23 protein-coding genes are annotated in these 25,569 nt (G+C 43.9%); 16 read left to right on the top strand and 7 right to left on the bottom strand.

Going from position 1 to position 25,569, the window contains the following annotated elements:
• Positions 1–217, top strand: a 217-nt coding sequence (locus tag INF28_RS03280; RefSeq protein WP_226392037.1) for a transposase, incomplete at its 5' end; no start/stop codon positions are given.
• 252 nt (positions 218–469) lie between these two features.
• Here INF28_RS03280 and INF28_RS03275 read toward each other — a convergent pair.
• Positions 470–3,676 carry a glycosyltransferase family 39 protein gene (locus tag INF28_RS03275; RefSeq protein WP_226392036.1) on the bottom strand — a complete coding sequence of 1,069 codons (3,207 nt, stop codon included), beginning with the start codon at positions 3,674–3,676 and terminating at the stop codon, positions 470–472.
• 206 nt (positions 3,677–3,882) lie between these two features.
• Here INF28_RS03275 and INF28_RS03270 point away from each other — a divergent pair, with 206 nt between their 5' ends.
• From INF28_RS03270 to INF28_RS03240, 7 genes are all read left to right on the top strand, one after another.
• A complete protein-coding gene (locus INF28_RS03270) occupies positions 3,883–4,161 on the top strand; it encodes a helix-hairpin-helix domain-containing protein (RefSeq protein ID WP_404815133.1) in 279 nt (92 codons plus the stop codon).
• Positions 4,158–5,105: a flagellin lysine-N-methylase gene (fliB, locus tag INF28_RS03265; RefSeq protein ID WP_226392035.1), complete on the top strand. Its 948-nt coding sequence runs from the start codon at positions 4,158–4,160 to the stop codon at positions 5,103–5,105. Before INF28_RS03270 ends, fliB begins: the two co-directional genes overlap by 4 nt.
• A gap of 13 nt (positions 5,106–5,118) precedes the next feature.
• Positions 5,119–5,619: an AAA family ATPase gene (locus INF28_RS03260; RefSeq protein ID WP_226392034.1), complete on the top strand. Its 501-nt coding sequence runs from the start codon at positions 5,119–5,121 to the stop codon at positions 5,617–5,619.
• 120 nt (positions 5,620–5,739) lie between these two features.
• Positions 5,740–7,020, top strand: a complete 1,281-nt coding sequence (locus INF28_RS03255) for a copper amine oxidase N-terminal domain-containing protein (protein WP_226392033.1) — start codon at positions 5,740–5,742, stop codon at positions 7,018–7,020.
• A 246-nt stretch (positions 7,021–7,266) separates the two neighbouring features.
• Positions 7,267–7,707, top strand: a complete 441-nt coding sequence (locus INF28_RS03250) for a MarR family winged helix-turn-helix transcriptional regulator (RefSeq protein WP_226392032.1) — start codon at positions 7,267–7,269, stop codon at positions 7,705–7,707.
• Complete coding sequence (locus tag INF28_RS03245; protein ID WP_226392031.1) at positions 7,704–9,422, top strand: ABC transporter ATP-binding protein; 1,719 nt, start codon at positions 7,704–7,706, stop codon at positions 9,420–9,422. The genes INF28_RS03250 and INF28_RS03245 overlap by 4 nt, the downstream gene beginning before the upstream one ends.
• The gene (locus tag INF28_RS03240) at positions 9,412–11,181 is read left to right on the top strand and encodes an ABC transporter ATP-binding protein (RefSeq protein ID WP_226392030.1); all 1,770 of its coding nucleotides are present in this window, start codon (positions 9,412–9,414) and stop codon (positions 11,179–11,181) included. The genes INF28_RS03245 and INF28_RS03240 overlap by 11 nt, the downstream gene beginning before the upstream one ends.
• Positions 11,182–11,280: 99 nt before the next feature.
• Here INF28_RS03240 and INF28_RS03235 read toward each other — a convergent pair whose 3' ends face one another.
• The 4 genes from INF28_RS03235 to INF28_RS03220 all read right to left on the bottom strand — a co-directional run bounded on the left by INF28_RS03235 (position 11,281) and on the right by INF28_RS03220 (position 15,244).
• Positions 11,281–12,594, bottom strand: coding sequence for a sensor histidine kinase (locus tag INF28_RS03235; protein WP_226392029.1), 1,314 nt, complete (start codon positions 12,592–12,594; stop codon positions 11,281–11,283).
• A gap of 12 nt (positions 12,595–12,606) precedes the next feature.
• Positions 12,607–13,278 carry a response regulator transcription factor gene (locus INF28_RS03230; RefSeq protein WP_226392028.1) on the bottom strand — a complete coding sequence of 224 codons (672 nt, stop codon included), beginning with the start codon at positions 13,276–13,278 and terminating at the stop codon, positions 12,607–12,609.
• 88 nt (positions 13,279–13,366) lie between these two features.
• On the bottom strand, positions 13,367–13,558 hold the full coding sequence (locus INF28_RS03225; protein WP_318961711.1) for a DUF6774 domain-containing protein: 192 nt from the start codon (positions 13,556–13,558) through the stop codon (positions 13,367–13,369).
• A gap of 222 nt (positions 13,559–13,780) precedes the next feature.
• The gene (locus INF28_RS03220; RefSeq protein ID WP_226392026.1) at positions 13,781–15,244 is read right to left on the bottom strand and encodes a hypothetical protein; all 1,464 of its coding nucleotides are present in this window, start codon (positions 15,242–15,244) and stop codon (positions 13,781–13,783) included.
• Positions 15,245–15,410: 166 nt separating this feature from the next.
• On the opposite strand from INF28_RS03220, the gene INF28_RS03215 reads away from it, so the two are divergent.
• A complete protein-coding gene (locus tag INF28_RS03215; RefSeq protein WP_226392025.1) occupies positions 15,411–16,286 on the top strand; it encodes a helix-turn-helix transcriptional regulator in 876 nt (291 codons plus the stop codon).
• A 36-nt stretch (positions 16,287–16,322) separates the two neighbouring features.
• On the opposite strand, the gene INF28_RS03210 is transcribed toward INF28_RS03215, so the two are convergent.
• A complete protein-coding gene (locus tag INF28_RS03210) occupies positions 16,323–17,444 on the bottom strand; it encodes an SLC13 family permease (RefSeq protein ID WP_226392024.1) in 1,122 nt (373 codons plus the stop codon).
• A gap of 132 nt (positions 17,445–17,576) precedes the next feature.
• Here INF28_RS03210 and INF28_RS03205 point away from each other — a divergent pair, with 132 nt between their 5' ends.
• The gene (locus INF28_RS03205) at positions 17,577–18,059 is read left to right on the top strand and encodes a DNA-deoxyinosine glycosylase (protein ID WP_226392023.1); all 483 of its coding nucleotides are present in this window, start codon (positions 17,577–17,579) and stop codon (positions 18,057–18,059) included.
• Here INF28_RS03205 and INF28_RS03200 read toward each other — a convergent pair.
• Positions 18,040–19,281: an MFS transporter gene (locus INF28_RS03200; protein ID WP_226392022.1), complete on the bottom strand. Its 1,242-nt coding sequence runs from the start codon at positions 19,279–19,281 to the stop codon at positions 18,040–18,042. The two genes, INF28_RS03205 and INF28_RS03200, sit on opposite strands and share 20 nt — an antisense overlap.
• 200 nt (positions 19,282–19,481) lie before the next feature.
• Here INF28_RS03200 and INF28_RS03195 point away from each other — a divergent pair, with 200 nt between their 5' ends.
• From INF28_RS03195 to INF28_RS12980, 6 genes are read left to right on the top strand one after another with little or no spacing between them, the layout of a single operon-like run.
• Positions 19,482–20,138, top strand: a complete 657-nt coding sequence (locus INF28_RS03195) for a peptidoglycan recognition protein family protein (RefSeq protein WP_226392021.1) — start codon at positions 19,482–19,484, stop codon at positions 20,136–20,138.
• Positions 20,128–20,583: a cytidine deaminase gene (gene cdd, locus INF28_RS03190; RefSeq protein ID WP_318961708.1), complete on the top strand. Its 456-nt coding sequence runs from the start codon at positions 20,128–20,130 to the stop codon at positions 20,581–20,583. Before INF28_RS03195 ends, cdd begins: the two co-directional genes overlap by 11 nt.
• Positions 20,584–20,590: 7 nt before the next feature.
• A complete protein-coding gene (locus INF28_RS03185; RefSeq protein WP_226392020.1) occupies positions 20,591–21,907 on the top strand; it encodes a thymidine phosphorylase in 1,317 nt (438 codons plus the stop codon).
• A gap of 50 nt (positions 21,908–21,957) precedes the next feature.
• The gene (locus INF28_RS03180; RefSeq protein WP_226392019.1) at positions 21,958–23,568 is read left to right on the top strand and encodes an MBL fold metallo-hydrolase RNA specificity domain-containing protein; all 1,611 of its coding nucleotides are present in this window, start codon (positions 21,958–21,960) and stop codon (positions 23,566–23,568) included.
• Positions 23,569–23,580: 12 nt separating this feature from the next.
• Positions 23,581–24,507, top strand: coding sequence for a uridine kinase family protein (locus INF28_RS03175; RefSeq protein ID WP_226392018.1), 927 nt, complete (start codon positions 23,581–23,583; stop codon positions 24,505–24,507).
• A gap of 12 nt (positions 24,508–24,519) precedes the next feature.
• On the top strand, positions 24,520–25,521 hold the full coding sequence (locus INF28_RS12980) for a GNAT family N-acetyltransferase (protein ID WP_318961706.1): 1,002 nt from the start codon (positions 24,520–24,522) through the stop codon (positions 25,519–25,521).
• Positions 25,522–25,569: the final 48 nt, after the last annotated feature.

The raw sequence follows: 25,569 nt of genomic DNA, 5'->3' as shown, positions 1-25,569 counted from the left end.
CTTAATGATCTATGAGAAGTATGCAAATATGAAATACAAATATGGGAATCGACATTTTTGGTGTCGAGGATATTATGTTGATACAGTAGGAAGAAACAAAAGGGCAATAGAACAATATATACGGAGTCAACTACAGGAAGATATAGCAACAGACCAAATAAGTATGAAAGAGTATATAGACCCGTTCACGGGTGAGCCAGTAGAAGGAAGCAAATAAAAATGCCCCTTTAGGGGCAAGCTGGTGAAAAAGGTGCGGTTGGCAGACCTTTCGACGAGCCTATAGGCTCGGCCAGCATAACGCCCTAAGGGGGCAGTGCAAGCCACCGGCACGGCCGGTGGTCATGACTCGCAAAAGTTTAAGTTTTGATGAAAAAGAAAGGTATCTTATTTTTCATTCCGCTTGCGGTATAACGACTTTTTCGACAGTCTGAGGCGGAAACGGTATGAAAGTTTCCGCCTATATATTTTTTTAGATAAAAAATACCCAGGAAGGGAACCAGGTCAGTATGGTTTCCGCATAGAAACGGGAAACGGGTAAACCGGAAATGACGGGATAAAACTGTATAAATAAAATCAGACAGGCTGCCGTTAGAGCCGCCGTGGTATATCCAAAACGGGGAATGCGTTTTTCCAGATCCTGAAATGCGTACATCACGAAAAAAATCAGGAAAGGAAGGGTGGCAAAAAAGTGATATTGCAGCGCATAGCGTTTGACAAACATCCAGGGAAGATACTGTGCTAAAAGTCCAATCAGCAGAAATAACACCCTTTTGTCGCGTTTTTTCCATCCAATATATAAGGAATAGAAAAAAGCTGCGATTCCCATCCAGCTTAGCAGTGGATTCTGAAAAATGGAGATACAGCCAATCTGATCGGGTGCAATGCTGGTTTCTGGCGCCTGATATGCCCACATGGGTTTGTAAACAAAAGGCCAGGTGTACCATTGAGAGGAATAAGGATGTGTTCCTCCTAATGTAGAGTGATAGTCCAGCATATAAGCCTGATTTTTTAGCATGGCCTGTATGGCGTTTCCGTATCCATCCACCATGGAAATTGGAAGGTATGCCATGGTATAGATGACAGCCGGTATGACAATAAAAAACAACAGGCACCAGAGGCAGGTTTTTGTGAAAAAGGCGCCAAAGCGCAGATGAAGCGAATGTTGTTTTCCTTCCCGTGCAGTCAGAAACATAATGCAGAAGAATATGACTGCAAGTCCAACTGAGGCATATACGGCAGTCCATTTAGAGGCACAGCCCAACCCCATGCAAAGACCGGAAAGAGCAAGGAAACCGAGCATTTTTTTATAGGAAACTTTTTGTCCGCGTCCCCAGGTTAAAGCCGATACGCCAAAGCGGTACATAAAGTAGTACATGCCCAGAATAAAGAATACGGGATAAGAGTCGATGGTTCCAATACGGGTCAGAGAGAAATGCATGAAATCAAATGCAAACAGTAGTGTTCCTATAACGGAATAGCGGGTTCTTCCAAACATTCGCTTTAAAAACAGGTAAAATACTGGAAGCATTAGAACGCCGAACAGCGTACCAATGCATCGCCAACCGAAAGGTGACATGCCAAACAGCATGATGCCAACTGACATCATTAGTTTGCCTAAGGGCGGATGTGTAGTTTCATAGTATGGCATTAGGTGCAAATGTTCGTAGGCCGTGCGGGGGTGATAAATTTCATCAAAATAGGTGCTGTTTTTATAAGAGGGGGCATTGGTTACACAATCCTGTTCATCAGCCATGGCCTTGTAATTTGCATCGGAGGTACCGTTGATGTCAGCAATGGAGGCAAGCGTACCGTTTTGCGTGCGCAGGCCAAGCTCAAAAAGCATATAATCCTCTGATTCACTGATGCCGCGCAGATATTTTGCCTGAATGGGTTCCAGTGTCTGTACCTCCCAGCAAAAGACACTATTTAATTTGCAGGCAGTTTCGGGTAGATCGGTCCAGTTGCTACCGTCTAGGGAATAGGAAAACGAAATACCTGGATTGGTGTCTACATCACCAATGCCGCAGTAATAGTCGATTTCAGTTAGAGTTTCAAGGTTTTCCAGGGTAATGGTAAAGGTATCTCCGGCTGAGGAGGGCTTATAATAAGTCTGCGGTGCTTTGATATCGCCCAGATTGACAAAGGCAATGATGGAATAAACCAGCACAATGCCGCAGAGCAGAAGATAGTCAAGCCGAACCATTTTCTCTTGGCGAGGTTCGTTTTTTCCTGTAAGCATCAGCATGATTTTGCTTAAGTGGCGGTTGTTTTCCAGCCGGACAGTCAGAGGTACATGGGCGGTATGCCGTTGTTCATTTTCTTCTGCCGTGCCTGCCGCTTTTATGTAATCGCGATAGATTACAATCAAGCTGAGCAGGAATAGGCATACTTCTCCAAAAGAAATGAGAGCAGTGATGCTGTAGGCGGGAGCTGCTTCGGTTGTTGTGGCTAATTGAAGAACGTAATAAAGATTTAAGAAGCCGACCACGGTGAAACCGGTAAAAAGATACAGTATCTTTCTGTTTTTGGAAAACAAAAAGGCAAGTAGTAAAAAAAAGACCGGAAGTACAATATAACGTTCATGCATTTTAAAGGCAAAAGTAAATAGGAACGCAAAGAGAAAATAGGCGCTTAGACAAAGCCGGCAACCTTGGTTTTTCACTTTAAAAAAGATATACATGGCACCCAAAACAGCAAGTACTATAATGAGGCTATTGAGGAAGGAAAGCAGAAATTCATAACCGGATATATCTAAAGAGGCCCAGTTTAATCCCAAAAGCGCATAAACATTAAAGGCGTTTACTGAAAAGTAAGGGTAGGAAGACAAGGTAGCAAGGTATTTTTGAATAATCCATACTGGATTCAGCGCATGAAAAAACGCTTGAAAACCAGCATATTCTTGCCAGGCGGAAGAAAATGGCATGGTAAGTGCCCAGAATAAAACCAGACCGCCCACGGCAGAGGACAAAAATGTTTTGATGCTTTTGGTTTCCAAAAGAGCAAATAGGTAAACCGGTGCAAGAATCAGACCCTGTGGTTTTACCAGTACTGCAAGCACATAGAGTAGAATAGAAGAAACATATTTTTTTTCATAAAGCCGGATCAGTGAAAGCACCAGCAAAAGAAGCAGGACAGACTCGATTTGACCCCAAACCGCAGAATCCAGAATAAAGAGAGGGGATAAAAGGTATAGCGAGGACAGGATCAGAGCGGCTTTTCCGTTCATAAAACGGCGGCCCAGTTGAAACAGCAAGGAGAACAGCCAAAGGTCACATGCTATGGCTGGAAGCTTATTTAAAAAGGCCGTCCCCTGGGAAGAAAGATGGAAGACTTGGGCAAACCGTGACAAAAGGCCCAGGATATAAAGATATCCAGGAGGGTAATCGCAGAAATAATCAGGTGCATAGAATGCGGAAGTTCCTGTTTGGGAAAGCCGCTGGCCCCATGCCGTCCAGCAGGACATATCGGTAGGATGGCCGTCAGTTATCATGGCAATAACAAGCCGGAGAATCAGGAAGACAATAAAAGCAGACCAATAAGAATAGTCCCAGATATCCCATGTCCGGTCTGTCGAAGACGGTAATGCATGAGCGGTTTCTGTTTTGGTGATTAGCTGCTGGTTCAGCAGTACAAAACCAACGCAGAACAGAAAGCATATCAAAATGGCAAAACCCATGAAAAACACCTCTTTTTTGCTGTAATCTTATATTGGAATTAGAAAATCTTACCTTAGTATAGCATAACCGAAATGGGTTGGCAACGGGAAAAAGGCTGGAAATTGGAAATTTTTATAAAAGGTTATATTATGGTCGCCAAAAAGGTTGTGTGTTTGCAATTCCGATATTTTTGTGGTATACTGCTGAAAAGAATGAGGTGGTAACATTGAAGAAAAGTGATTTGATGGAAATCCCTGGTGTAGGGAAGAATATTGCACAGGATTTACAAAATATTGGGATACACTGTGTTGCGGATCTAAAGGGAAAGGATCCAGAGGAACTTTATTTAAAGGATTGTCTGCGTAAAGGCTATCAGGAGGATCGCTGCCAGTTATATGTTTTTCGTCTAGCGGTTTATTTTGCAGAACATGAATGTCCTGATCCGCAAAAATTGAAATGGTGGTACTGGAAAGATCAAAAAGAGAAAGGCGGAAGCGGATTATGACCACTTATGTACCCAGTTACTATCATGCGTTCCAATGCATTGCAGAAAAATGCCGGCATAATTGCTGTATCGGTTGGGAAATCGATATTGATGTGCAAACTTATGATTTTTATCAAAATATTTCAGGAAAATTTGGGAGGAAACTCCGGGACAATATTTCTGACAGCGAGGGTGTACCACATTTTGTTTTGACACCAGAAGATAGATGTCCGTTTTTGAATGAGCGGAATCTATGTGATATTATTTTAAATTTAGGAGAAAAGGGGCTTTGTAGTATATGCAGAGATCACCCGCGGTTTCGGAATTTTTTTGATTCCCGTACCGAAGAAGGGCTTGGGCTCTGCTGTGAAGAAGCCGTACGGCTGATATTGACACAATCTGGAAAATTTACGCTAATACAACAAGATATGGATATGCTAGATCCGTTTTGTCCGGCGGAGGAGGAAGTTTTTTTTCGTTTCCGGCAGAAAATGATAGACATTGTGCAGGAAAGGTCAAAACCTTTTTCCGTACGTCTTTCCAGGCTACTTCGGGAAAGCGGTACGAATTTTCCACATAAATCGCCTCGGCAGTGGGCGGAAATCTTTTTGAGTTTGGAACGGCTGGAATCAGAGTGGAAAGAACGGCTGGAGGCTCTCAAAACATTTGCATACTTTTCTTTTGCAGATATTACTGACCAGCGTTTGATGATCGCCTTGGAACAGCTTACCGTTTATTTTCTCTTTCGGCATCTGGCAGATGGACGTTATGACGGACGGTGGCAGGAGAGAATTGCGTTTTCGGTATTGAGTGTGTTTATCATTTATTATTTATATTTGTCTCAGATAAAGCAAGGAGAGACGTTCCAGTTTTCAGAATTTGCGGAGATAACCCGAATGTATTCGGTAGAAATTGAATACAGTGATGAAAATACGGAAATTCTGTTTGACCATCTGCAGCAGTAAAGGAGGGGATGGAATGGAAAGAATTATGATTATCGGGTGTCCAGGAAGCGGAAAAAGTACGTTGGCAGTTAAGCTGGCCGAAAAGTTAAAACTACCACTTATTCATTTGGACAAACTTTACTGGAAAGAGGGATGGGTGGAATCCTCAGCCCAGGAGTTTTCCGAAAAGCTTGAAAAAGCACTGGAACAGACTCGTTGGATTATAGATGGTAATTATGGGGCAACCATCAGACAGCGGCTGGAAAAGGCGGATACGGTAATCTTTTTGGATTATAGCCGATATCTTTGTATGGAAAGAGCAATAAAACGAATTATTTTCGGTTACGGAAAGACCAGGTCAGATATGGGGGACGGATGCCCGGAACGTATGGATCTTGATTTTTTAAAATATATATGGTTTTTTCGGAAAAACAATCGGCCAGGATTGGCGGAAATGATAGCAAAAACGCCAGAGAAAGTTATTATTATTCGGAATCGAAAAGAGTACCAATGCTTTTTTAAAAAAATTTTTTAAAAATTTTAAAAACATTGGAACTTTTTTTTCTTTCTGCGGTCTAATTAATTGAGCCGGCTGAAAAAGCTCAAAAAACACATAAGGTTATGAATGAAATATATATTTGAGGAGGAAAAAACAATGAGAAAGAACACAAAAAGATGGATTGCTTCTGCTGCGGCGTTGGGACTGCTTACCGGTGGTGCGGTATTTGCCGCAGAACCTGTAGATGAAAATGTTGTTGCTGTACCAGAGGATAGCGTGACGGAAGAAGCTCCTGCAGTAGTGAATGGAGCAGCGTTATACAATGTTGTTGTACAGGATGTCAATGGCGTGACCATGATCCCGCTGCGCGAAGTAGCAGAGGGTTTGGGATATACGGTGACCTGGAATGGAGAAAATGAATCCATTGAGGTGAGAAAAGGTGCACAATATATTACAATGTCGATTGACCAAGATTCGTATGCATTTTCCCGCAGAGCGCCACAGTCTTTGGGAGCAGCACCTACGCTGGTCAATGACAGCGTGACTTATGTGCCGCTGTCCTTTATTACCGATATTATCGGTGGCTATTACAGCGTAAATGAAGATGGCAGCTATAAAATTGTAAACCCAAGTATTGTTACGGTTTCTGAAGTCCAGGAAGACGGATCTCTGTTGGTAACGGACAGCTACCTCGGCGAGGTGATTGTACGGATCGATGAAAATACCAAGATCACTGGCGCAGGCCAGGAAGCTTCGGCCAAGGATATAAAAAAGGATATGGTGCTGGCGATAGAATACGCACCGGCTATGACGATGAGCATTCCACCGCAGACCACTGCAGTTACTATTGATATCCAAAATTTGCCCGTGGAAAATGTAGAGGGAACTGAGGAGCCGGAAATGGACTTGACCTTTAAAGGCGAGATTACTTCCATTGACAATGGCCTGGTTACCATCGGTGTACCTTTTGAGGACGATAACGCCCTTCGTTTGGTAATTTCTAATGATACTCAAATTACAAAAGGTAATGACAAACGGGTTTATAAGTTGGAGGATTTAGAGGTTGGAATGGTGATTTCCGGTACGCATAGTGAACCTATGACTATGAGCATTCCACCGCAGACTGTAGCCCTGACCGTAAATATTGAAGATGAGGGCAGCGAGGAAGAAGCGGAGACTTTGGAATCGGTGGCGTTTGAAGGTGAAATCACCGCAATTGATGGAGATATAGTAACGGTTGGTGTACCTTTTGAAGATAACGATGCAATTTGTCTGGTGATTTCTGACAAAACACAGATTACGAAAGGCAATGATAAGCGGATTTATAAGATTGATGACCTGGAAGTTGGAATGAAAATTTCCGGTACCCACAGTGCGGCAACAACTCGAAGCATTCCGCCCCAGTCTGCCGCCATTACAGTTGAGATCGCTGACTAATTACGGATAAATCCATGATCACATGGTTTATCATAGAACACGCCAATTTTTTGGTTTGTCATTTCTTCCAATTTAAAAGGACACTTTAAATGTGTCTGATTGAAATCCACGGTTTCTGCTGAAAAGCAGAGACGGTGGATTTTTTTGTATGAAAATTTTAATTTGCCCATTGACAGCAGCGAAATCTTCCTTTATACTTTAAATTAGTTGCACTTGCAACTAATTTAAAATGCACAGGAGGATAGTATGGAATCATTGATGAAATATATTAACGCTATATCACGCTGTATTGTATTTTACCGTGGCAGTAAATTGGCGGACAGTGGGCTTAGAGGCGGACAGCATCCCTATATTTTTCAGATTTGTCGAAATCCGGGCGTTTCTCAGGAACAAATTGCAAAAAATTTGATGGTGCATAAAAGCAGTGTGACCCGGCAGTTAAGTGCGCTGGAACAGCAGGGATTTATTCGGCGGGAAAGCAGTCAGGAAGATCGAAGAGTCATGAAGATTTACCCTACAGAAAAGGCGTGTGCGGTTTTCCCACAGGTGCGTATGTTGTCAAAGGAATGGAATGAAGCAATTTTGGAGGATTTTACGGAAGAAGAACAGGAAATACTGCTTTCTCTGATGAAAAGGGTGATGCAGAAAGCCAGGGCACTGACAGAAGCGGAGGTGCAGGAGAATTGAAAACGGTATTTCAGTATTTAAAGCCATATTTGCCACGCATGACAGTGGGATTGGTAATTAAATTTATAGGTACCATGATGGATTTACTGTTGCCATGGATTTTGTCTTATATGATCGATGATGTGGTTCCGCTGCGCAATAAGGCGCTTATTTTTCTTTGGGGCGGAGCAATGCTAATCTGTTCGGTAGTCGCTTTGCTGGGGAATATTATTGCAAACCGGATGGCGTCCCGCGTGGCACAGCGTACGACACAGAAACTGCGGCATGCTTTGTTTGAAAAAATTGCTTATCTTTCCTGCCAGCAGGTGGATGCATTTTCGATTCCTTCCCTTGAGTCACGGCTCACAACAGACACTTATAATATTCATCAAATGATAGGCATGATGCAGCGTCTGGGTATCCGTGCGCCTATTTTGCTTCTTGGTGGGATTATTATGACGTTGACTCTTGAGCCGTATCTAGCATTAGTGTTGATTGCCATGCTCCCTTTGATGGCATTTACGATTTATGCCATTTCCAAAAAGGGAATCCCTCTTTATACCCGGTTGCAACAGGGGATTGATATGATGGTTCGGACGGTACGGGAAAATATTTCGGGGATTCGTGTCATCAAAGCTTTATCTAAAACGGAATATGAAAAAGAACGTTTTGATGGTGTCAACGCGGAAGTGGTGGCGCGGGAAACCAAATCTGGCATTACAATGGCTTTGAGCAATCCGCTCATGAATCTGCTTTTAAACCTGGGGCTGGTCTTGGTGATTGTGGTGGGCGCCTTCCGGGTTAACGCGGGACTTACCCAGCCAGGAAAAATCATTGCTTTTCTTACATATTTTACTATTATTTTGAATGCGCTTTTGTCCATTTCGCGTATGTTTATGATGTATTCCAAAGGCAGTGCATCTGCTGCAAGAATCAGTGAAGTTTTGACGGCAAAAGAGGATATGGCTTTGCGGGAAAAAAACCGGAAGGAACAGGATTTTCATGTGGTGTTTGATCATGTTTTCTTTTCTTATCGGAAAAAGAAAGATAATTTAACAGATATTAGTTTTCGGTTGAAAAAGGGGGAAACATTAGGAATTATCGGAGGAACGGGCAGTGGGAAAAGTACTATTGCGGCCCTGTTGATGCGGTTGTATGATCCGGATAGTGGAGAGATACTGATTTCTGGACGTCCCGTGAGTGCTATCCCGCAGGAAGAACTGCATACCATGTTCGGTGTGGTGTTTCAGCATGATTTTTTGATGGCAGATACCATTGCCGCTAATATTTCCTTTGGACGGAATCTATCCATGCAAGAGATTCAAACGGCATGCAGGCAAGCACAGGCCAAAGAATTTATTGAAGAACTGCCAGAGAAGTATGAGCATATGCTTACTGCGAAGGGAACCAATTTAAGCGGCGGACAAAAACAGAGAGTTTTGGTGGCGCGGGCACTGGCAGGCAAACCTCAAATCTTGATTCTTGATGATTCGTCGAGTGCGCTTGATTACCGTACAGATGCTCTTCTGCGCCGGGCGGTCAATGAAGAGTTTCAAAAAACAACTACCATTATCATTGCGCAAAGAATTAGTTCGATACGGCATGCAGATCATATCTTGGTTTTGGAAAATGGATGTGAGATCGGGTATGGTACCCATGAAGAATTGATGCGGCAATGTGAATTATATCGGGAAATCAGTATATCTCAGATGGGAGGCGATGAATTTGCCTGTTAAGTTTACCTCCAATGAAAAGCCAAAAGACCGCAAAAAGGTATTAAAACGGCTTTGGTCATATCTTTGTGCCCAAAAATGGATGATGCTGGCGGCAGTCATTCTTTCGGTTTCCAGTAATCTGTTAGCATTAGTGGGACCTATGCTATCCGGCCGGGCCATTGATGCCATAGGAACTGTGCAGGGTGGGACAGATTTTAGACGTGTTTTCTTTTATTGCGGTTTAATGACAGTATTTTATCTTGTCTCTTCCGGTTTGTCTTATATCCTGTCAGTTTTGATGATACGGTTTAGTCAGAAAATTGTGTTTCGTATGCGCAAAGATGTGTTTGACAAGCTGACGGAGCTTCCGGTAAAATATTTTGATACGCATCAGGCAGGGGATATCATTAGTAGAATTTCCTATGATATTGATACCATTAATGCCTCTTTGTCCAATGACCTGCTTCAGATTGCTACGAGCGCCATTACGGTAATTGGTTCTCTTTTGATGATGATTTTGATCTCGCCTGTTATGGTGCTGGTATTTGCTGTTACGATTCCTGTTTCCATTTTATTTACCCGTTATAGGACAAAAAAAGTTCGTCCACTATTTCATCTGCGCTCAGTGCGGCTAGGGGAACTGAACGGGTTTGTGGAAGAGGTGATTTCGGGGCAAAGAACCACTAAGGTGTATCATCAGGAAAGTACCATGCTGAGGCGATTTGATCAAAAGAACAATATTGCCGTTGATGCATATTATAATGCGGACTATTATGGAAGTGTTACAGGACCTTCGGTGAATTTTATCAATAATATTTCGTTGGCTTTAACCAGTGTTTTTGGCGCGCTTTTGTATCTTGCTGATGCAATTTCTTTGGGGAACCTTTCTTCGTTTGTCTTGTATTCCCGGAAATTTTCGGGTCCAATCAATGAGATGGCCAATATTATTAGCGAACTGCAGTCTGCATGTGCTGCGGCGGAGCGGGTGTTTCGGCTGATTGATGAGGAACCAGAACCCAAAGATGCAGAAGATGCCTTTGCGATTTATGATCCCTGCGGTAATGTGGATATGGAACATGTTCGCTTTGGGTATGAGCCGAATAAAGTGATCATTCATGATCTTAATTTGCAGGCGCGGAGCGGTAATTTGATTGCCGTGGTGGGGCCTACTGGAGCGGGAAAAACTACGATTATCAATCTTTTAATGCGGTTTTATGACCCAAACAGCGGCAGGATCATGCTAGACGGGCATAATATTATGCATTTGACTCGTAAAAGTTTGCGCCTATCTTATGCTATGGTTTTGCAAGATACTTGGCTGTTTTACGGAACGGTTTATGATAATATTGCATATGGAAAAAAAGATGCTTCCCGGGAAGATGTTATCCGTGCGGCCAAGGCTGCAAGGATTCATGATTATATTATGGGGCTGCCGGAGGAATATGATACTGTGCTGAGCGAGGAGGGCATGAATATTTCGCAGGGACAGAAGCAGCTGCTTACCATAGCCCGTGCCATGTTGCTGGATGCGAATATGCTGATTTTGGATGAAGCAACCTCTAATGTAGATACACGGACAGAAATTTATATTCAGGAAGCCATGCGGAATTTGATGCGGGGAAAGACTTGTTTTGTGATTGCCCACCGTCTTTCTACTATTCAAAATGCAGATACCATTCTTGTGGTGCAGCAGGGAGAAATTGTAGAACAGGGAAATCATGCTCAATTGCTTGAAAAAGGTGGCGTATATGCTGCCATGTATCGTTCTCAGTTTAACTGAGAACGGGTGTGAAACATGAAAAGCAGTATAAGTAAACCGGGCAGTCCAAAAGGATTACCCGGTCATTGTTTTTATAAAATTTTGAGACGGTTCTCTTTTTCAAGACGTATAGCGGTTAAAGCTCACGGAGAAAGTGTTGATGCCATTTTGACAGGAAACATTGATATGCGCATTGTTTTGCTGGCAAATCGCCTGTGCGATGGCAAGTCCCAGCCCATAACCGCCGCTGTTTCTGGCCCGGGAAGGATCGGCGCGGTAAAAACGGTCGAATATTTTTTTTTGTATTTCTGGAGCAATTGGTGTTCCTGTATTGGAAATGGATAATAAAATTCTTTTATCTATTTGGTGGAGCAAGACCGTAATTTGCCCGCCTTTTCCTGTATATTTTATTGCGTTGTCCAAAAGAATCATTGTCAGTTGCTTAATTTGATCTGGATTTCCCATAATGTGCAAGTGCTCCTGAATTTCTTCAGTTAAAGTACATTGTTTTTCAAAAATGACAGCCTCCATGGTTAGCAGGATACTTTGCACTGCTTCGCTAAGTGAAAATGAAATTCTGGGAAGTTTATGTTCATCATTATCCAGCCTGGCCAGGTACAAAAGGTCATTGGTAAGGCGTGTCATTCTTTCGGCTTCCGTTTTGATATAGCCTAACCATTTATGCTCTTCTTGAATTGTTGAATCAGGGCGTGAAAGCAAAACGTCAATATTAGTATTAATGGTAGTCAGCGGTGTTTTTAATTCATGTGAGGCATCGGCAATAAATTGGTTTTGCTTTTCCCATGCTGCGGAGATGGGGCGAATAGCGCGGTTGGCAAAAAAACGGCTAATAAGAAAAATAACGATCAGAGCCAGAAGACCTACACCAGTAAAAGTGAAAATCAGGTTTTGCAGCATTTTTTTCTCCTGGGAAATATCAAGTACCCCGATGCGAAAACGTCCGGAGTTTAGACTTTGACGGCGGTAAGCCCAGTAAACGTCTTCCACTTTCAAATCGCCGTTGTCTTTTTTTGCCTCAAATACTGCGGCGGCAATATCTGCATAAACCTGCTGGTCAATATCAAAAATGGAGTCTATTTTTTCAATATTTCCTTCAGAATCTGTTTCAATGGTAAAATCTAATGCCAGTGGACCGGGCCTGTTTTCCGGAATGTTTTCGGTATCCTGCGGTGGCGCTCCGGAAGGTGTGTCAGGTGGAGCGTTATCCTCCATTGCATCGGTTCTGTCAGAGATTCGGTCAGCGTCCCGATGAAAATCCTTGTCCGGTTCCAATGTTCGCGAAAGCCGTATATCAATATTGCGCTGAATTTGATTCAATGTAAAGAGGTATACCATGGAAAATGCACCCAGCAGCAAAACGGAAATAATAATCATATTCAGCAGTAAAAAATTATTGCGAAGACGTTGAAACATGAATATACCCCCTTAGGCTTTTAATACATAGCCTACGCCGCGGACCGCATGGATTGTGACATTTGACTTAACAAAATTTAGTTTCTTCCGCAAAAAAGAAACATAAACTTCTACATGATTGGCTTCTGCATCAGAGTCAAAGCCCCAGAGCTTCTCAATAATCTGTTCTTTGGGGGAAATCATGTTTCCGCGCCGAATCAAATGTTCCAGAACTTGAAATTCCTTTTGTGTCAGATTGACCGATAGGTTGCCCCTGGATAAAGTCATAGTAGAGGGAATTAAGGTAATGTCACCGAATGTAAGATTATTATCCGCGGCAATTTCCCCTTTTCTGCGGGTGAGAGCGCGGATACGGGCAAGAAGTTCATCGGTACTAAAAGGCTTTGCAAGATAATCATCTGCACCGCTGTCTAGCCCTTGTACTTTGTCTTGTATCTCGCTTTTGGCACTGAGCAGAAGAACTGGAGTATCAAGATGGGAGCGGCGCAGTGTTTGAAGTACTTGAATACCGTCCATAACTGGCAGCATAATGTCTAAGATAATAAGATCATAAATACCTGTTTGGGCATAATCCAGACCGCTTTGACCGTCATAAACGGTATCTACCGTGTAATGGTTTTTTTTCAGAATATAGGCGACGGCTTCTGAAAGGTGTTGTTCGTCTTCTACTAATAAGATACGCATAGTATATTCCTCCTGTTATTTAAACAGAGCATATCATATTTTTCTTAAATATTTCTTAATTTCTATTGTAGCATAGAAAAAAAGAAAGTCAACCAGAGAAAGGCGTCTCTCGGGAATTATTTTCGTTGATATGTGCACGGCAGGCGGCGATAGATGCCAAGGTGTCTGCAAGCTGTGTCAATAGAGCGGCGCAAAGCACTAGGTCATCGTCGCGCAGGTGTTGGGCAATGGATACAGCCAGAGCATGGATTGCAGTTGATGCAGCATTTGGATTATTCATAAGTATCACCGTTTACAATATATGATACAGCGCAGAAAAAGGTGAGAGAAGGAAGCGGACGCTGGGTGTTTATAAAAGTTTCATTATCTTTGAAAACGATAATAGTACACCTGTTTTTTTCAGAATATCTACATAAGGGCTTTCAGCCTGTATGCAGTGCCAAAGTCTCAGAAACGAAAACACAGTTGCATTTTATTTTCTTCCTTAAAAGAACACATTATTTTAGGAAAATCTTATATCTTTTCTCAAAGCTATACGCCGGAGAAGAATGGATGTTGGCTGGCTGCTGTTCCACAGCAGTTCTCCCATTAATGCTGCCGGCAAGGGAATATAGGCTTCCAGCAGGCCGTCTTCCAGTAAGGCGGTAATCATGGTATGCCCCTTAGTGTTTTGAAAAATTCTTTGTATGGTTTCTTTGGCAAGGCAGAGGTTTTCAAGCCAGAACGCAGTGGTAAAACGCCATATTTGTTCTTTTTCGATTGCACGTTGTCGGATGAAGGCTTCCGCGCTGTGACCCATGATATATGGGCCGCTTTGGTGGCGGAAATGATCCCAATCCAGACAGGTTAATCCTTTTAAAACAGCACCAAACTTTTCGCTTTTTCCTCGAAGGATGGTAATTTGGTCAGTAAAGGCCAGCGTTTTTTCATAGTCTGCGGTTTGGCTGGGGAGATAGGCATAGGGAAAGGCTCCGCAGTCTTCCCAGACAATGCAGATTTCGGGATCTATTTGTTTTATAATTTCCAGCTTGTCAAAGACACTGGTGGCATGTAAACCAAAATAGAGAGGCATGTTTTCGCAATACGCAGATAAGCGTCGGCTGACTGCATTAACAAAGGGTACAACGGTCTCAGCAATAGATACGCCGTTGCGTGTTTCCTGGCTGGTTTCAGTAAAGGATTGGAAATAAATGCCGTCAAGATTAAGACTCTGGTAATTTTTTTTAAATTCCTGGCAGATATGCTCTTGGAGTTGCATTAAAAATTTCGGGTTTGAAATATCCATATGATCCGAAACGGCAGTTTCCCAACCCCAGGCGTATCCTGCAATCATGCGGATGCCACAGCTATGGGCATAATCAATAATTTCTCGTATATTTACTGGCACAAAATCATTCCAGATGATCATGGTATTCATTTTCAGACGCATCATGTGTTCCAGATATTTTTTGTAATCATAGATCATATGCCCCCAGCTCCAGAGCCCTCGGAATTTGATTTCTGGAACGGAAATTGATGCATAATCGGGAAGCGGTTTTTCTGTAAAGATAGGGTCAAAATAGGTGGTGTGTAGGTGGTTGTTTTCTGCTTCTGGAAGATAATAGGCCTGAAAGTCCAAGGCACCATAAAGTGTTCCGTGATCGTCAAACCCCATAATGATTATGGCCTGGTTTTTGGGACAAAATGGATTCGGTAAAACCCGAATGGAATAACCTTCCGGCCCCGGGGCGGGTTGGAGAAATTCTCTGCGGAGAAGAGTGGCAATATAGGGATTGGATGCAGCTGTCCCCACGAAAATAGGCTGAATGTCTGCCAGATGTTGTTCGGTAACTGTATCGGCCGGGCTTGCGGTGAGGGAATACGGTAGATAGGGGGCAACAGCTTCTGCAATGATTTCTGCAGCCTTTTTTTCCAAACCTTCATATTTTCCATATATAATTTGAAATTCAGGTGTATTCTGGTTCATCGTTTTCATCCTTTCAAAGTTTTTCTTATACTCAAAGCGTAAAAGAAAAAAGCATAAAAAGCAATAAAAAAAAGAACTATTTACTATAACAATTTTGACTTTTTATTGACTTTTGTCTGCATCTTGGATATGATACAGAAGGAAGAATAAAAGGGGGCAAGAAGATATGTTTAATGACAGTTATATCGCACAGCCCCGCGGGATTGCGGCAGTGGGGTTTTATGCAGAAAAAGAACCAAAACAGCTGGAAAAAGATGGTGGTATTTTTACCCATGCACATTATCATGGTGATGTTGAAATGCTCTATATTAAGCATGGGAAGGGTGAATTTTGGATTAGCGGACAAAGATACAGCTTTGATTCCGGAGCGGTTTTTCTGATCAATCCCTATGAATTGCATTATGGTATGGTGCAAAGCGGACAGCGGCTTTGTTATTACTGTATTGACTTTGATATGGGAGCGTTGCTGCGGAGAGAAAAGGATTTTCTGCTGGAGGAGTATACGGCAGGACGGCGACGGTTTTGTTCTTACTGTCAAGAGGTGCCTTCTGTTGCTGGGCATATAGTAGCTTTTTGCACGGCTTTTGAAAAAAATGAGCCGGCATGGGTTTTAAAAGCTGTTGGGGAGCTGTATCTGCTCCTGGCGGAGATAGAGCAAATGGGTCTTGCGCTTGCATTAGGAGAACACGTAGACGGCGGATTTGCAGCTGAGGTTTATCAGTTTATTCGGCAGAACTATCAGTTCGATATTACTTCCAAAGAGGCAGCGGAGTACTTTCAATATAATAGCAGCTATTTCTGCCGTTTATTTAAGAAAAATTTTGGAGTGAAATTTCAGGTATATTTGAATACCTTTCGAATTCGAAGGGCAGGCATACTGATAGAGAACGGAAAGAGACATGTTTCGGAAATTGCCGCAGAAAGCGGATTTAATCATGCGAGCTATTTTGCACAGGTTTTTAAAAAGCTCATGGGAATGACACCGACGGAGTATATGGAATTATGTGAGGAACGCAGAAAAAATCCTGGCTTCGATGATTAGTAAAACCCGGCTGCTTTTTCAAAAGCACCGAGTTTTTTAAAACAGACATAGCAGAAACCAAAGAAGAAGATTGCAAATCAGAAAAAGGAGATTGACAGCGGTAAAAAACAAAAGGTATTTCCCAGCTGGAACCTTTTGGCGCATTAGAAATTTAAAAGAAATCAGGCTGGCCATGGAGGCTATTAAGGTCCCCAGCCCGCCTAGATTAACACCGATCAGCAGTTGAGGTGCATTTTGGGTAAAACCAGAGAGCAAAATGGCAGCGGGAACGTTGGAAAGAAATTGGCTGGAAAGGATGCCAATTGGAACCTCCCGACCGGTTACCATTTGCCCGAGCAGGGAGCTGACGGCGGGAATTCTGCCCAGATTTCCGATAAAAATAAATAAAAATGCAAAGGTAAAGAGTAGACTGTAATCTATAGAGCGCAGGATGTGCCGGTCTGCCGCTAAAAGGAACGGGATCAGCAGAACAAGAACGATCCAGCAGGGTAGAATGCGAAAGACAGTCAGCAGGGATAGAAGCAGAAAAATAATGTAGCTGATACAGAGCATTTTCGCTTTTTTCCCGGTAAAGGAGAGTTTGAACGGTTCGGTTTGTGTTTCTGCTGGTTCTTGTCCTAGAAATAGGACCGAAAGTAGAATCATCAGAAAAGACAGGGCAGCATAGGGAAAAATACTTCGAAAAAATACAGCGGGTTCCATGGAAAATGCGGAAAACAGGTATAGATTCTGGGGATTGCCGATAGGTGTCAGCATGCTCCCCAGATTAGCTGCAACGGTTTCCATGGTAATTAAAGGAATTAGCCGCCGCGAATTTCCAGAAAGTTGTAGTGTAGTGATGGTAAAGGGAACAAAGGTCAAAAGTGCTACATCGTTGGTGATTACCATAGAGCTAAAGAAACACAAGCTGCACATATACAAACTCAGATCCCGCATGGTTTTTGCATGAGCAAGAAGTAATTCTGCAAGCCGGCGGAAAATTCCCAGCTGTTTTATGCCTTCAATGACTGCCATAAGGCAGAAAAGAATACAAAGGGTACGGTAGTCAATATAGGCGGCGTATTCGGTATCTGGCGAAACAAAAAACATGGAAACAACCGCTAGAAGCAGAGCAATTACCAAAACCGGATCTTGCCGAAGCAAAGATTTGATTTTCATAAAAATTCCTCATTTGTATTAAGATTCAGCGGTATCATACCACAAAACAGAAAAGCCGTCAAGATTGCTAAACGTTGCTTTTGCAGGCGAAATGTGCTATGATGAAAATAGCTTAAAATAGAGGTGAGTGTGATGATGAAACATCCATTTCCGCCGTTGTACCGCGGCGATTCTAAAATATTGATCTTGGGCAGTTTTCCATCGGTCAAATCCCGCCAGCAGAACTTTTTTTACGGCCATCCGCAAAACCGGTTTTGGCGGGTTCTGGCGGGTGTGCTTGACGCAGAAGTTCCCAATACCATTGAGGATAAGAAAGATTTTTTGTATCAACATGGTATAGCATTATGGGATGTGCTTGCTGCCTGCGAAATAGAGGGCAGTGCGGACAGTAGCATCAAAAACGTGGTGCCTAATGATTTGAGCCCGATTTTAACCGGAGCCCAAATTCGTGCTGTATTTGTCAACGGCCGCACGGCGGAAAAGTATTACCGCAAGTATATCCAGCCGCTTACCGGACGGCAAGCCATTTGTTTGCCATCTACCAGCCCGGCTAATGCGGCTTGGACGGAAGATAGACTGAAGGAAACCTGGCGTATCATTGCGGATTTTCTGTAAATCGTCGTTTTGCGGTGGTAAAAAAGCAGACTGCTGTCAGAGGAAAGATGGAACAGAATAGCAGGCCGGCTTTCATGGAAAACTGTAAAGCGGAAAGCTTCCAGCTTTCAGCGAAGGTAGAAACAGCGGGATTTTGCAGAAGAAAATCCACAATCGCTCCTAAAAGCTGGGGACCTGCGGCTGCACCCAAATCACCACCAGCCGCCATTAAAGCAAATACAGCAACCCCAGAGGCCGGGAAACGGCCGGAAGCAGTTAAAAGACTGCCGGGCCACAGCATGGCAGTAAATAGACCTGTAAGCGCACAAGCGGCAAGAGCGAGCAGTGGGTGGTTGGTCAAGGCGGCGGATAGATAACATAGCAGTGCTCCTGTGGCACTAAACATAAGCGTTTTGCTGAGATTTTTTCCGTATTTTGCATAAGCACTGCGCCCAATGCCAAGCATGACAGCAAACAGGGCAACGCCTAAAAGGTCGCCCCAAACCTTTGGCAGAAGGAATGCCTGCTCCAAATAACTGGAAGCCCATTGAGACATGATGCATTCGCTGGCACCTCCGGAAAATATGCAAAAAAAACAAAGTAAAAAATCCCTGCTGAACAGAAGCCGAAAAACCTGGGAAGTTTTTTGTGGTGTTTGCATATCCGGAATGGGAGCGCGGGAAAAAAGAACGGCCGCGATTACCGGAAGCAGTGTCCAGAATCCAGTCAGCCATGGCCAGGAAGCTTTCCCAAATTTCTGGAGAAAACAGGTGCTAATGATGACAACGCCCACTACACCCCAGGCATAAACTGCGTGAAGACGACTCATTTCACGTTCTGGATTATCCGAAGGAATAGCTGCGATAATAGGGCTGATTAATACCTCTGCAAGCCCGCCGGAGGCAGAAAAGAATATAGTTCCGATCACCAAACCGCCATAGGCAGTGTTGGGAAACACTGTGGGGAGCACGGCGTAAAGAAGCAGCCCCGCGGCGGTGAGCACAGGAATCAGCTTTATTGTTTTTGTTAAATTGTATTTATGGCCATAAAAAGACAACAATAAATCAATGAGCAATTGTGTACAGAAATTGATCAGTACCAATGCGCCCAACTGAAAATAGGAAATCTGATATAATTGATAAAATGCTGTAAATAATAAAGGTGGCAGCATTGCAACAACGGACATGGAAAGGTTAACCGTCCAGCAGGCAAGCCGAGTGCGGTGAAAAGAAGGCTGGTTCATGAAAGCACCCTTTCTGTATAAGTTTATTGATAATCATTTTGATTTCGCTTTTCTTTCGTTTCATAAAAATAATTATACAACAAAAGACAGCAAATGTCTATTGCTATCTTCGTCAAACTATTACAAATCTTTACAAAAACTTTATGTTTTATTAAGAAATCTGTGTTATTCTGTTTCATATTATAAAAGGAGATAAAGAGATGCGGTACATAGAAACAGAGCAGGAATCTTTGAATTCACAATGGTATGAGCCGACTTTTCGGAACAGAAAACAGAGGCACCGGTGGCGCAGACGGCGGAAACGCAAACTGTTTTTAGGAGCGGTGTTGCTGTTTCTTGCTGTTTTTTTATTTACCCGTTATTTGGCTGCGCCGATAGGATATAAGGGCCTTCAAATTCCTTATAACCGCACTCGCTGTCTCCGTACGCCATATACCATATCTTATTTGGTGATTCATGATACAGCAAACCGTGGTGTTGGGGCTGATGCCCAAAGCCATTACATTTATTTTAGTGGTGGTGACCGGGGCTCCAGTGCGGATTTTTTTGTAGATGACATACAGGCGCTTCAAATTAATGATTATTATCATTATTACACATGGCACTGCGGCGATGGTGGTGCAAAAGCAAAAATTAATAATCGGAACAGTGTGGGAATTGAAATCTGTGTGAATCGAGACGGGAATTATGCTGCGGCAGTGGAAAATGCCAGACAGCTGACAAAAAAGTTAATGAAAGAACTGCATATTGATATAGATCATGTGGTGCGGCATCGGGATGCTAGTGGAAAGGATTGTCCCGGAACGATGTCGGAGGTAGATTGGCAGGCGTTTTTGGCGTCGTTAAATGATGATTGAAAATTGTAGTGTAAAATGGTATAATATAAATAGAAAGGCGGTGATACCCATGGTAACAGAGGAAAAGCTGATAAGCGCGGCAAGACAGGCATCGGAGCATAGCTATGCCCCTTACTCTGGCTTTCGGGTGGGAGCAGCATTGCTGACAGCGACCGGTAGGATTTATATTGGCGCGAATATCGAAAACGCATCTTACGGTGCATCAGTTTGTGCGGAGCGGACTGCTTTTTTTCAGGCGATACTAGCGGGGGAAACGGTCTTTGAGGCTATTGCAATAGCGGGCGGTGATGATTTTTGTCCACCATGTGGAATTTGCCGTCAAGTGATGAGCGAATTTTGTGCGCCGGATTTTCGTGTTCTGCTTTGCCGTGGTCAAGACATACGGAGCTTTTCTTTAAAAGAACTGCTGCCCATGGCATTTAAACTGGAACAGAAAGGAATGTGAAGCAGCCATGCGGATGGTGGATTTGATTGAAAAGAAGAAGAGAGGCGGCGCTTTAAGCCAGGAGGAACTGGAGTATTTTGTACAGGGATATATTAAAGATCAGATTCCCGATTATCAGGCGGCAGCTTTTTCTATGGCAATATGGTTTCAAGGAATGACGTCAGAGGAAACAGCACAGTTTACCCAGGCTATGGCTGATAGCGGAGATCAAATAGACCTTTCCTCTTTCGGAGAAACAACGGTAGATAAACATTCTTCTGGCGGTGTGGGAGACAAAACTACCTTAATTGCGGCGCCTATTGCTGCCGCAGCTGGGTGTGTTGTTGCGAAAATGAGCGGCCGGGGTCTAGGTTTTACTGGAGGGACAGTTGATAAGTTGGAATCTATTCCAGGATTTTCTTCAGCCTTGCGTACGGATGCATTTTATGGGCAGGCAAAAACCATTGGTTTGGTGCTAGCGGGACAAACAGGGGAGATGGTACCTTGTGATAAGAAGCTTTATGCGCTAAGAGATGTGACTGGTACGGTGGACAGTTTGCCGCTCATTGCGGCTTCAATTATGAGTAAAAAGCTGGCGGCTGGAGCAAAAAACTTGGTGCTGGATGTCAAATGCGGAAGCGGCGCGTTTATGGAGACGCCACAAGAAGCGGAAGAACTGGCAAAGCAGATGGTGTCAATTGCGACGGCTTGCCGGCGGCGTGTCACCGCGTTGATTACGGATATGAGTACGCCGCTTGGAACCATGGTAGGTAACCGCCTGGAAGTCATAGAAGCTATGGAGGTGCTTTGCGGCAGAGGAGAAGAAAGATTAACCAGCCTTTCCCTTGCGCTGGCGTCGGAAATGATACATCTGGGGCTTGGACTACCGCAGGATGAGGCAAGGAACACGGCGGAAAAAATGCTGACCTCAGGCGCGGCTATGGAAAAGCTTTTGCAAGCGGTTGCAGCGCAAGGCGGCGAGACAAAATATTTGGAAAATACATCCTTATTTTCCCCGGCGGCATGCCAGACGGAAATCTTGGCAAAAGAGGATGGATATATGGTCGGCCCCGATGCACTGATGGTGGGCAGAGCATCGGTCTTGCTCGGCGCTGGACGGAATATGAAGATGGATAAGATAGACCCGGCGGCGGGAATTTATTTGACAGCTCGGCGAGGGGATTATGTACGCCGTGGAGATGTGGTAATGCGATTGTATGCGGAGGATCAGGAGCGGATTGCTGCAGCAAAGACTTTACTTAGCCGTAGTGTACAGATAGATGAGAAAATGCCAAGTGTGCCGCCGTTGATTTTCAAAAGGATTTGCGGCAATCCTGTCCGATAAAGGGACATTCGATCATTTCTTATGAGTGAAGCGAGCAAAGGAGGATGGACATGAATTTATATTTTGTTGGTGCAGCGCACGAGGTAACGGGTTCCTGTACCTTTCTAGAAGCCTGCGGAAAGAGAATTTTGATTGACTGCGGTATGGAACAAGGGGAAAATGTTTATGAAAATGTGGAGATTCCAGTTGCGCCGGGCGAAATTGATGCTTTACTGTTGACCCACGCACATATAGATCATTCCGGTCGGATTCCATATATGACAGCAAACGGATTTGCCGCACCAGTTTATACCACCGAGGCTACTCATGAATTATGCAGTATTATGCTGCTTGACTCAGCCCATATTCAGGAATCTGAGGCACAGTGGCGCAATCGGAAAAATTTGCGTAGTGCCAAGGAATTTGTGGAGCCGCTTTATACCATAGAGGATGCACAGAAGGCGTTGGAGCTGTTTCAGCCTTGCCGGTATGGAGAGGTATATGATATTTTTGAGGGTATTTCTATTCGATTTATCGATGCAGGGCACTTGTTGGGAAGCGCCAGTATAGAGATTTGTATTACAGAGGATGGAGCGGATAGAACCTTGCTGTTTTCGGGGGATTTGGGAAATGTGAACCGCCCTCTTATTCGGGATCCTCAGATGCCGCCGGCGGTGGACTATGTTGTGATTGAATCTACTTACGGTACCCGTATTCATGGGCCTCGGCCAGATTACGCGGCACAGCTGACTGAGGTGATACAGAGTACCTTTGACCGGGGTGGCAATGTGGTCATTCCATCCTTTGCGGTGGGAAGAACCCAAGAACTTTTGTATCTGCTCCGGGTCATTAAGGAAGAAAACCGAATTCGGGGACATGCACATTTCCCGGTTTGGGTGGACAGTCCTCTTGCGGTAGAAGCAACCGCCATATACAGTAACCAGAGACTGATGGAATATTTTGATGATGAAACGCTGGAGCTGATCGAAAAGGGGGTTGATCCTATTCGTTTTCCAGATTTAAAACTGGCAGTTACTACGGATGAATCTTGTGCCATTAATATGGATAAAACACCCAAAATAATTTTGTCAGCCAGTGGAATGTGTGAAGCAGGGCGGATTCGGCATCATTTGAAACATAATTTATGGAGACCGGAATGCACAGTGTTATTTGTGGGATATCAGGCAGAAGGGACCCTTGGTAGAAAGATTGTGGATGGGGCTAAGGATATTCGTTTGTTTGGTGAGGAAATTCATATTAGCGCCCGGATTGAAACCATGGAGGGAATCAGTGGGCATGCTGATCGGGATATGTTGCTTCATTGGCTGGAAGCTATGCCCCAGAAGCCAAAGTGCGTGTTTGTCAATCATGGACATGATGCGGTTTGTGATCAGTTTGCTGAAGTGATAGAAGAAAATTTGCATACACCGGCCATTGCGCCCTATTCCGGTGATGGTTATGAACTGGGTGAGGAAGTTTATCAAAACCGGTTTGGAACCCGCAGACTATGTGACAAAAAGAAATACAAGACAGAGCGGGCGAATACTGTATATGAGCGGTTGAAGACAGCGGGCAGAAATCTGCAGGCTGTGATTGAGCAGAACCGGGGCGGGGCCAACAAGGATCTTGCTCGGTTTGCAGACCAGATTAATGCTCTTTGTGAAAAATATAAAATACGTTGATGGGTTGATATTATGATGATGAGAACAAGTATGATTAACAATAGGATTCAGGAGGATCCAGCGGCATTTGTGATCGAAAGCGAAGCCGAATTTAATGCGAAAATCGACTGCGCAGCAGAGGAAATCACGGGTAATGGCGGTGAAGAACGTCCACTTATTCTGATCTCTGGCCCGTCAGGCAGTGGCAAAACCACAACGGCTATAAAGCTGTTTACTGCCATAAAAAAACGGGGAATTCCGGTTTGCTATCTCTCTATGGATAAGTTTTTTAAAACTTTTACTGAGGAACAGCGGCTTTTAAAGCAGCAGAACAAAATTGACTTGGAATCCCCCGAACGGGTGGACGCTGCACTTTTGAACCGTGAATTAAAGACTTTGATTGAAGGCGGAGAAATCGAGGTACCGACCTATGATTTCCTGACAAATACCCGAAAAGGTTCTGGAAAAAGACTTTCCCGCAATGGAGGTTTTGTCATTGTGGAAGGAATCCACGCTTTAAATCCGGAGGTGCTGGGAAACACAGATGCCTATTCTCACCGGCTTTATGTCAGCGTTCGGACCCGGGTAACAGCTTCGGATGGGGAACGGCTGCATCCATGCAAACTTAGGCTAATGCGGCGGATGCTGCGGGACAATTTGTTCCGGCATCGGTCTGCAGAAAATACGATTGTAATGTTCCCCAGCGTACAGCGTGGAGAGAACCGGTATATTCTGCCATTTAAAAACCGGGCCGAGATCCATATTGATACCTTTATCCCCTACGAACCGGCATTTTATCGACAGTGTTTTTACGAACAGCTTTCTCAGCTTGCACCCAAGTATGCCGATGTACGGGATATTGTGAAAGCAATGAAAGAACTTATGCCTATTTCGGATCATTTCATCCCAGAAGATGCACTTCTAAGAGAATTTATCGGCGGAAGCAGTTTGTCGTATTAGCAGGTGATAGATATGTGGATTAGGGAATATCGGACGGAGGATTGTCCGGAGTTGGGATCGCTTTTTTATGAAACAGTGCATCGGGTGTGCGACAGGGACTATTCTTCGCAGCAATTGGATGCTTGGGCAGATGGAACGGTGGATTTAGAGAAGTGGAACCGGGAATTTCTTGAAAGATGTACATTGATTGCAGAAATAAATGGAGAAATCGCTGGTTTTGCGGATATGGATGAAACCGGTTATTTGGATCGACTGTATGTGAGTTGGCGGCATCAGAGAAAAGGTGTTGCTCGTGCATTGACGCAGGAGTTGGAATGGAGAACCGCCGCAGCAAGATTTATCACTTATGCGTCTGTCACTGCCCGGCCGTTTTTTGAGAAAATGGGTTACAGGGTGATTAAGGAAAATACAGTAATCAGAAAAGGTGTGGCACTTAAGAATTACCGGATGGAAAAAGAACCGTTTTCGGTATGGAAATTACCGTTGGGAATTACCGCGGAAAATTCGCCAGTGCTGCGGACTCCCCGTCTCCTCCTGCGTAGGTTTACTGCTGGAGATACCGAGGCATTTTGGAATATTATGAAAGATTCAGAGATGAATCAGTTTTTGCCCTGGTTTCCGGCAGAAACGCTGGAGGCGGCACAAAAACAAATTCAGAACCAGTATTTTGATTATGATGCTATGCCCTCGGCATATCGGTATGCGGTGTGTTTGCGGGGAAATAATATGCCTATCGGTTATGTGGGACTAAGCGGTGATGCCCGGCACGATCTGGGTTATGGGCTGAAAAAGGAATACTGGAATCAGGGAATTATGACGGAGGCGGCAGGTGCGGTGCTGGAGCGGGCTCGACATGCGGGCTATCCTTTTGTTACTGCTACCCATGATGAGAAAAATCTCCGCAGTGGTGCAGTACTGCGAAAGCTTTCCATGCGGTATTACTATTCTTATGGGGAGCAGTGGAAGACAAAAAATATTCCTGTGATTTTTTGCCTTTACCGGTTGGATTTTTAATGGATAGCTCTGGAAGTATGTATGTACTTCCGGAGCTTTTTGTCATAA

This window comes from Ructibacterium gallinarum (assembly GCF_014982785.1).
Taxonomy (GTDB): Bacteria; Bacillota; Clostridia; order Monoglobales; family Monoglobaceae; genus Ructibacterium; species Ructibacterium gallinarum.
This window is presented reverse-complemented; position numbering and strand designations above follow the sequence as displayed.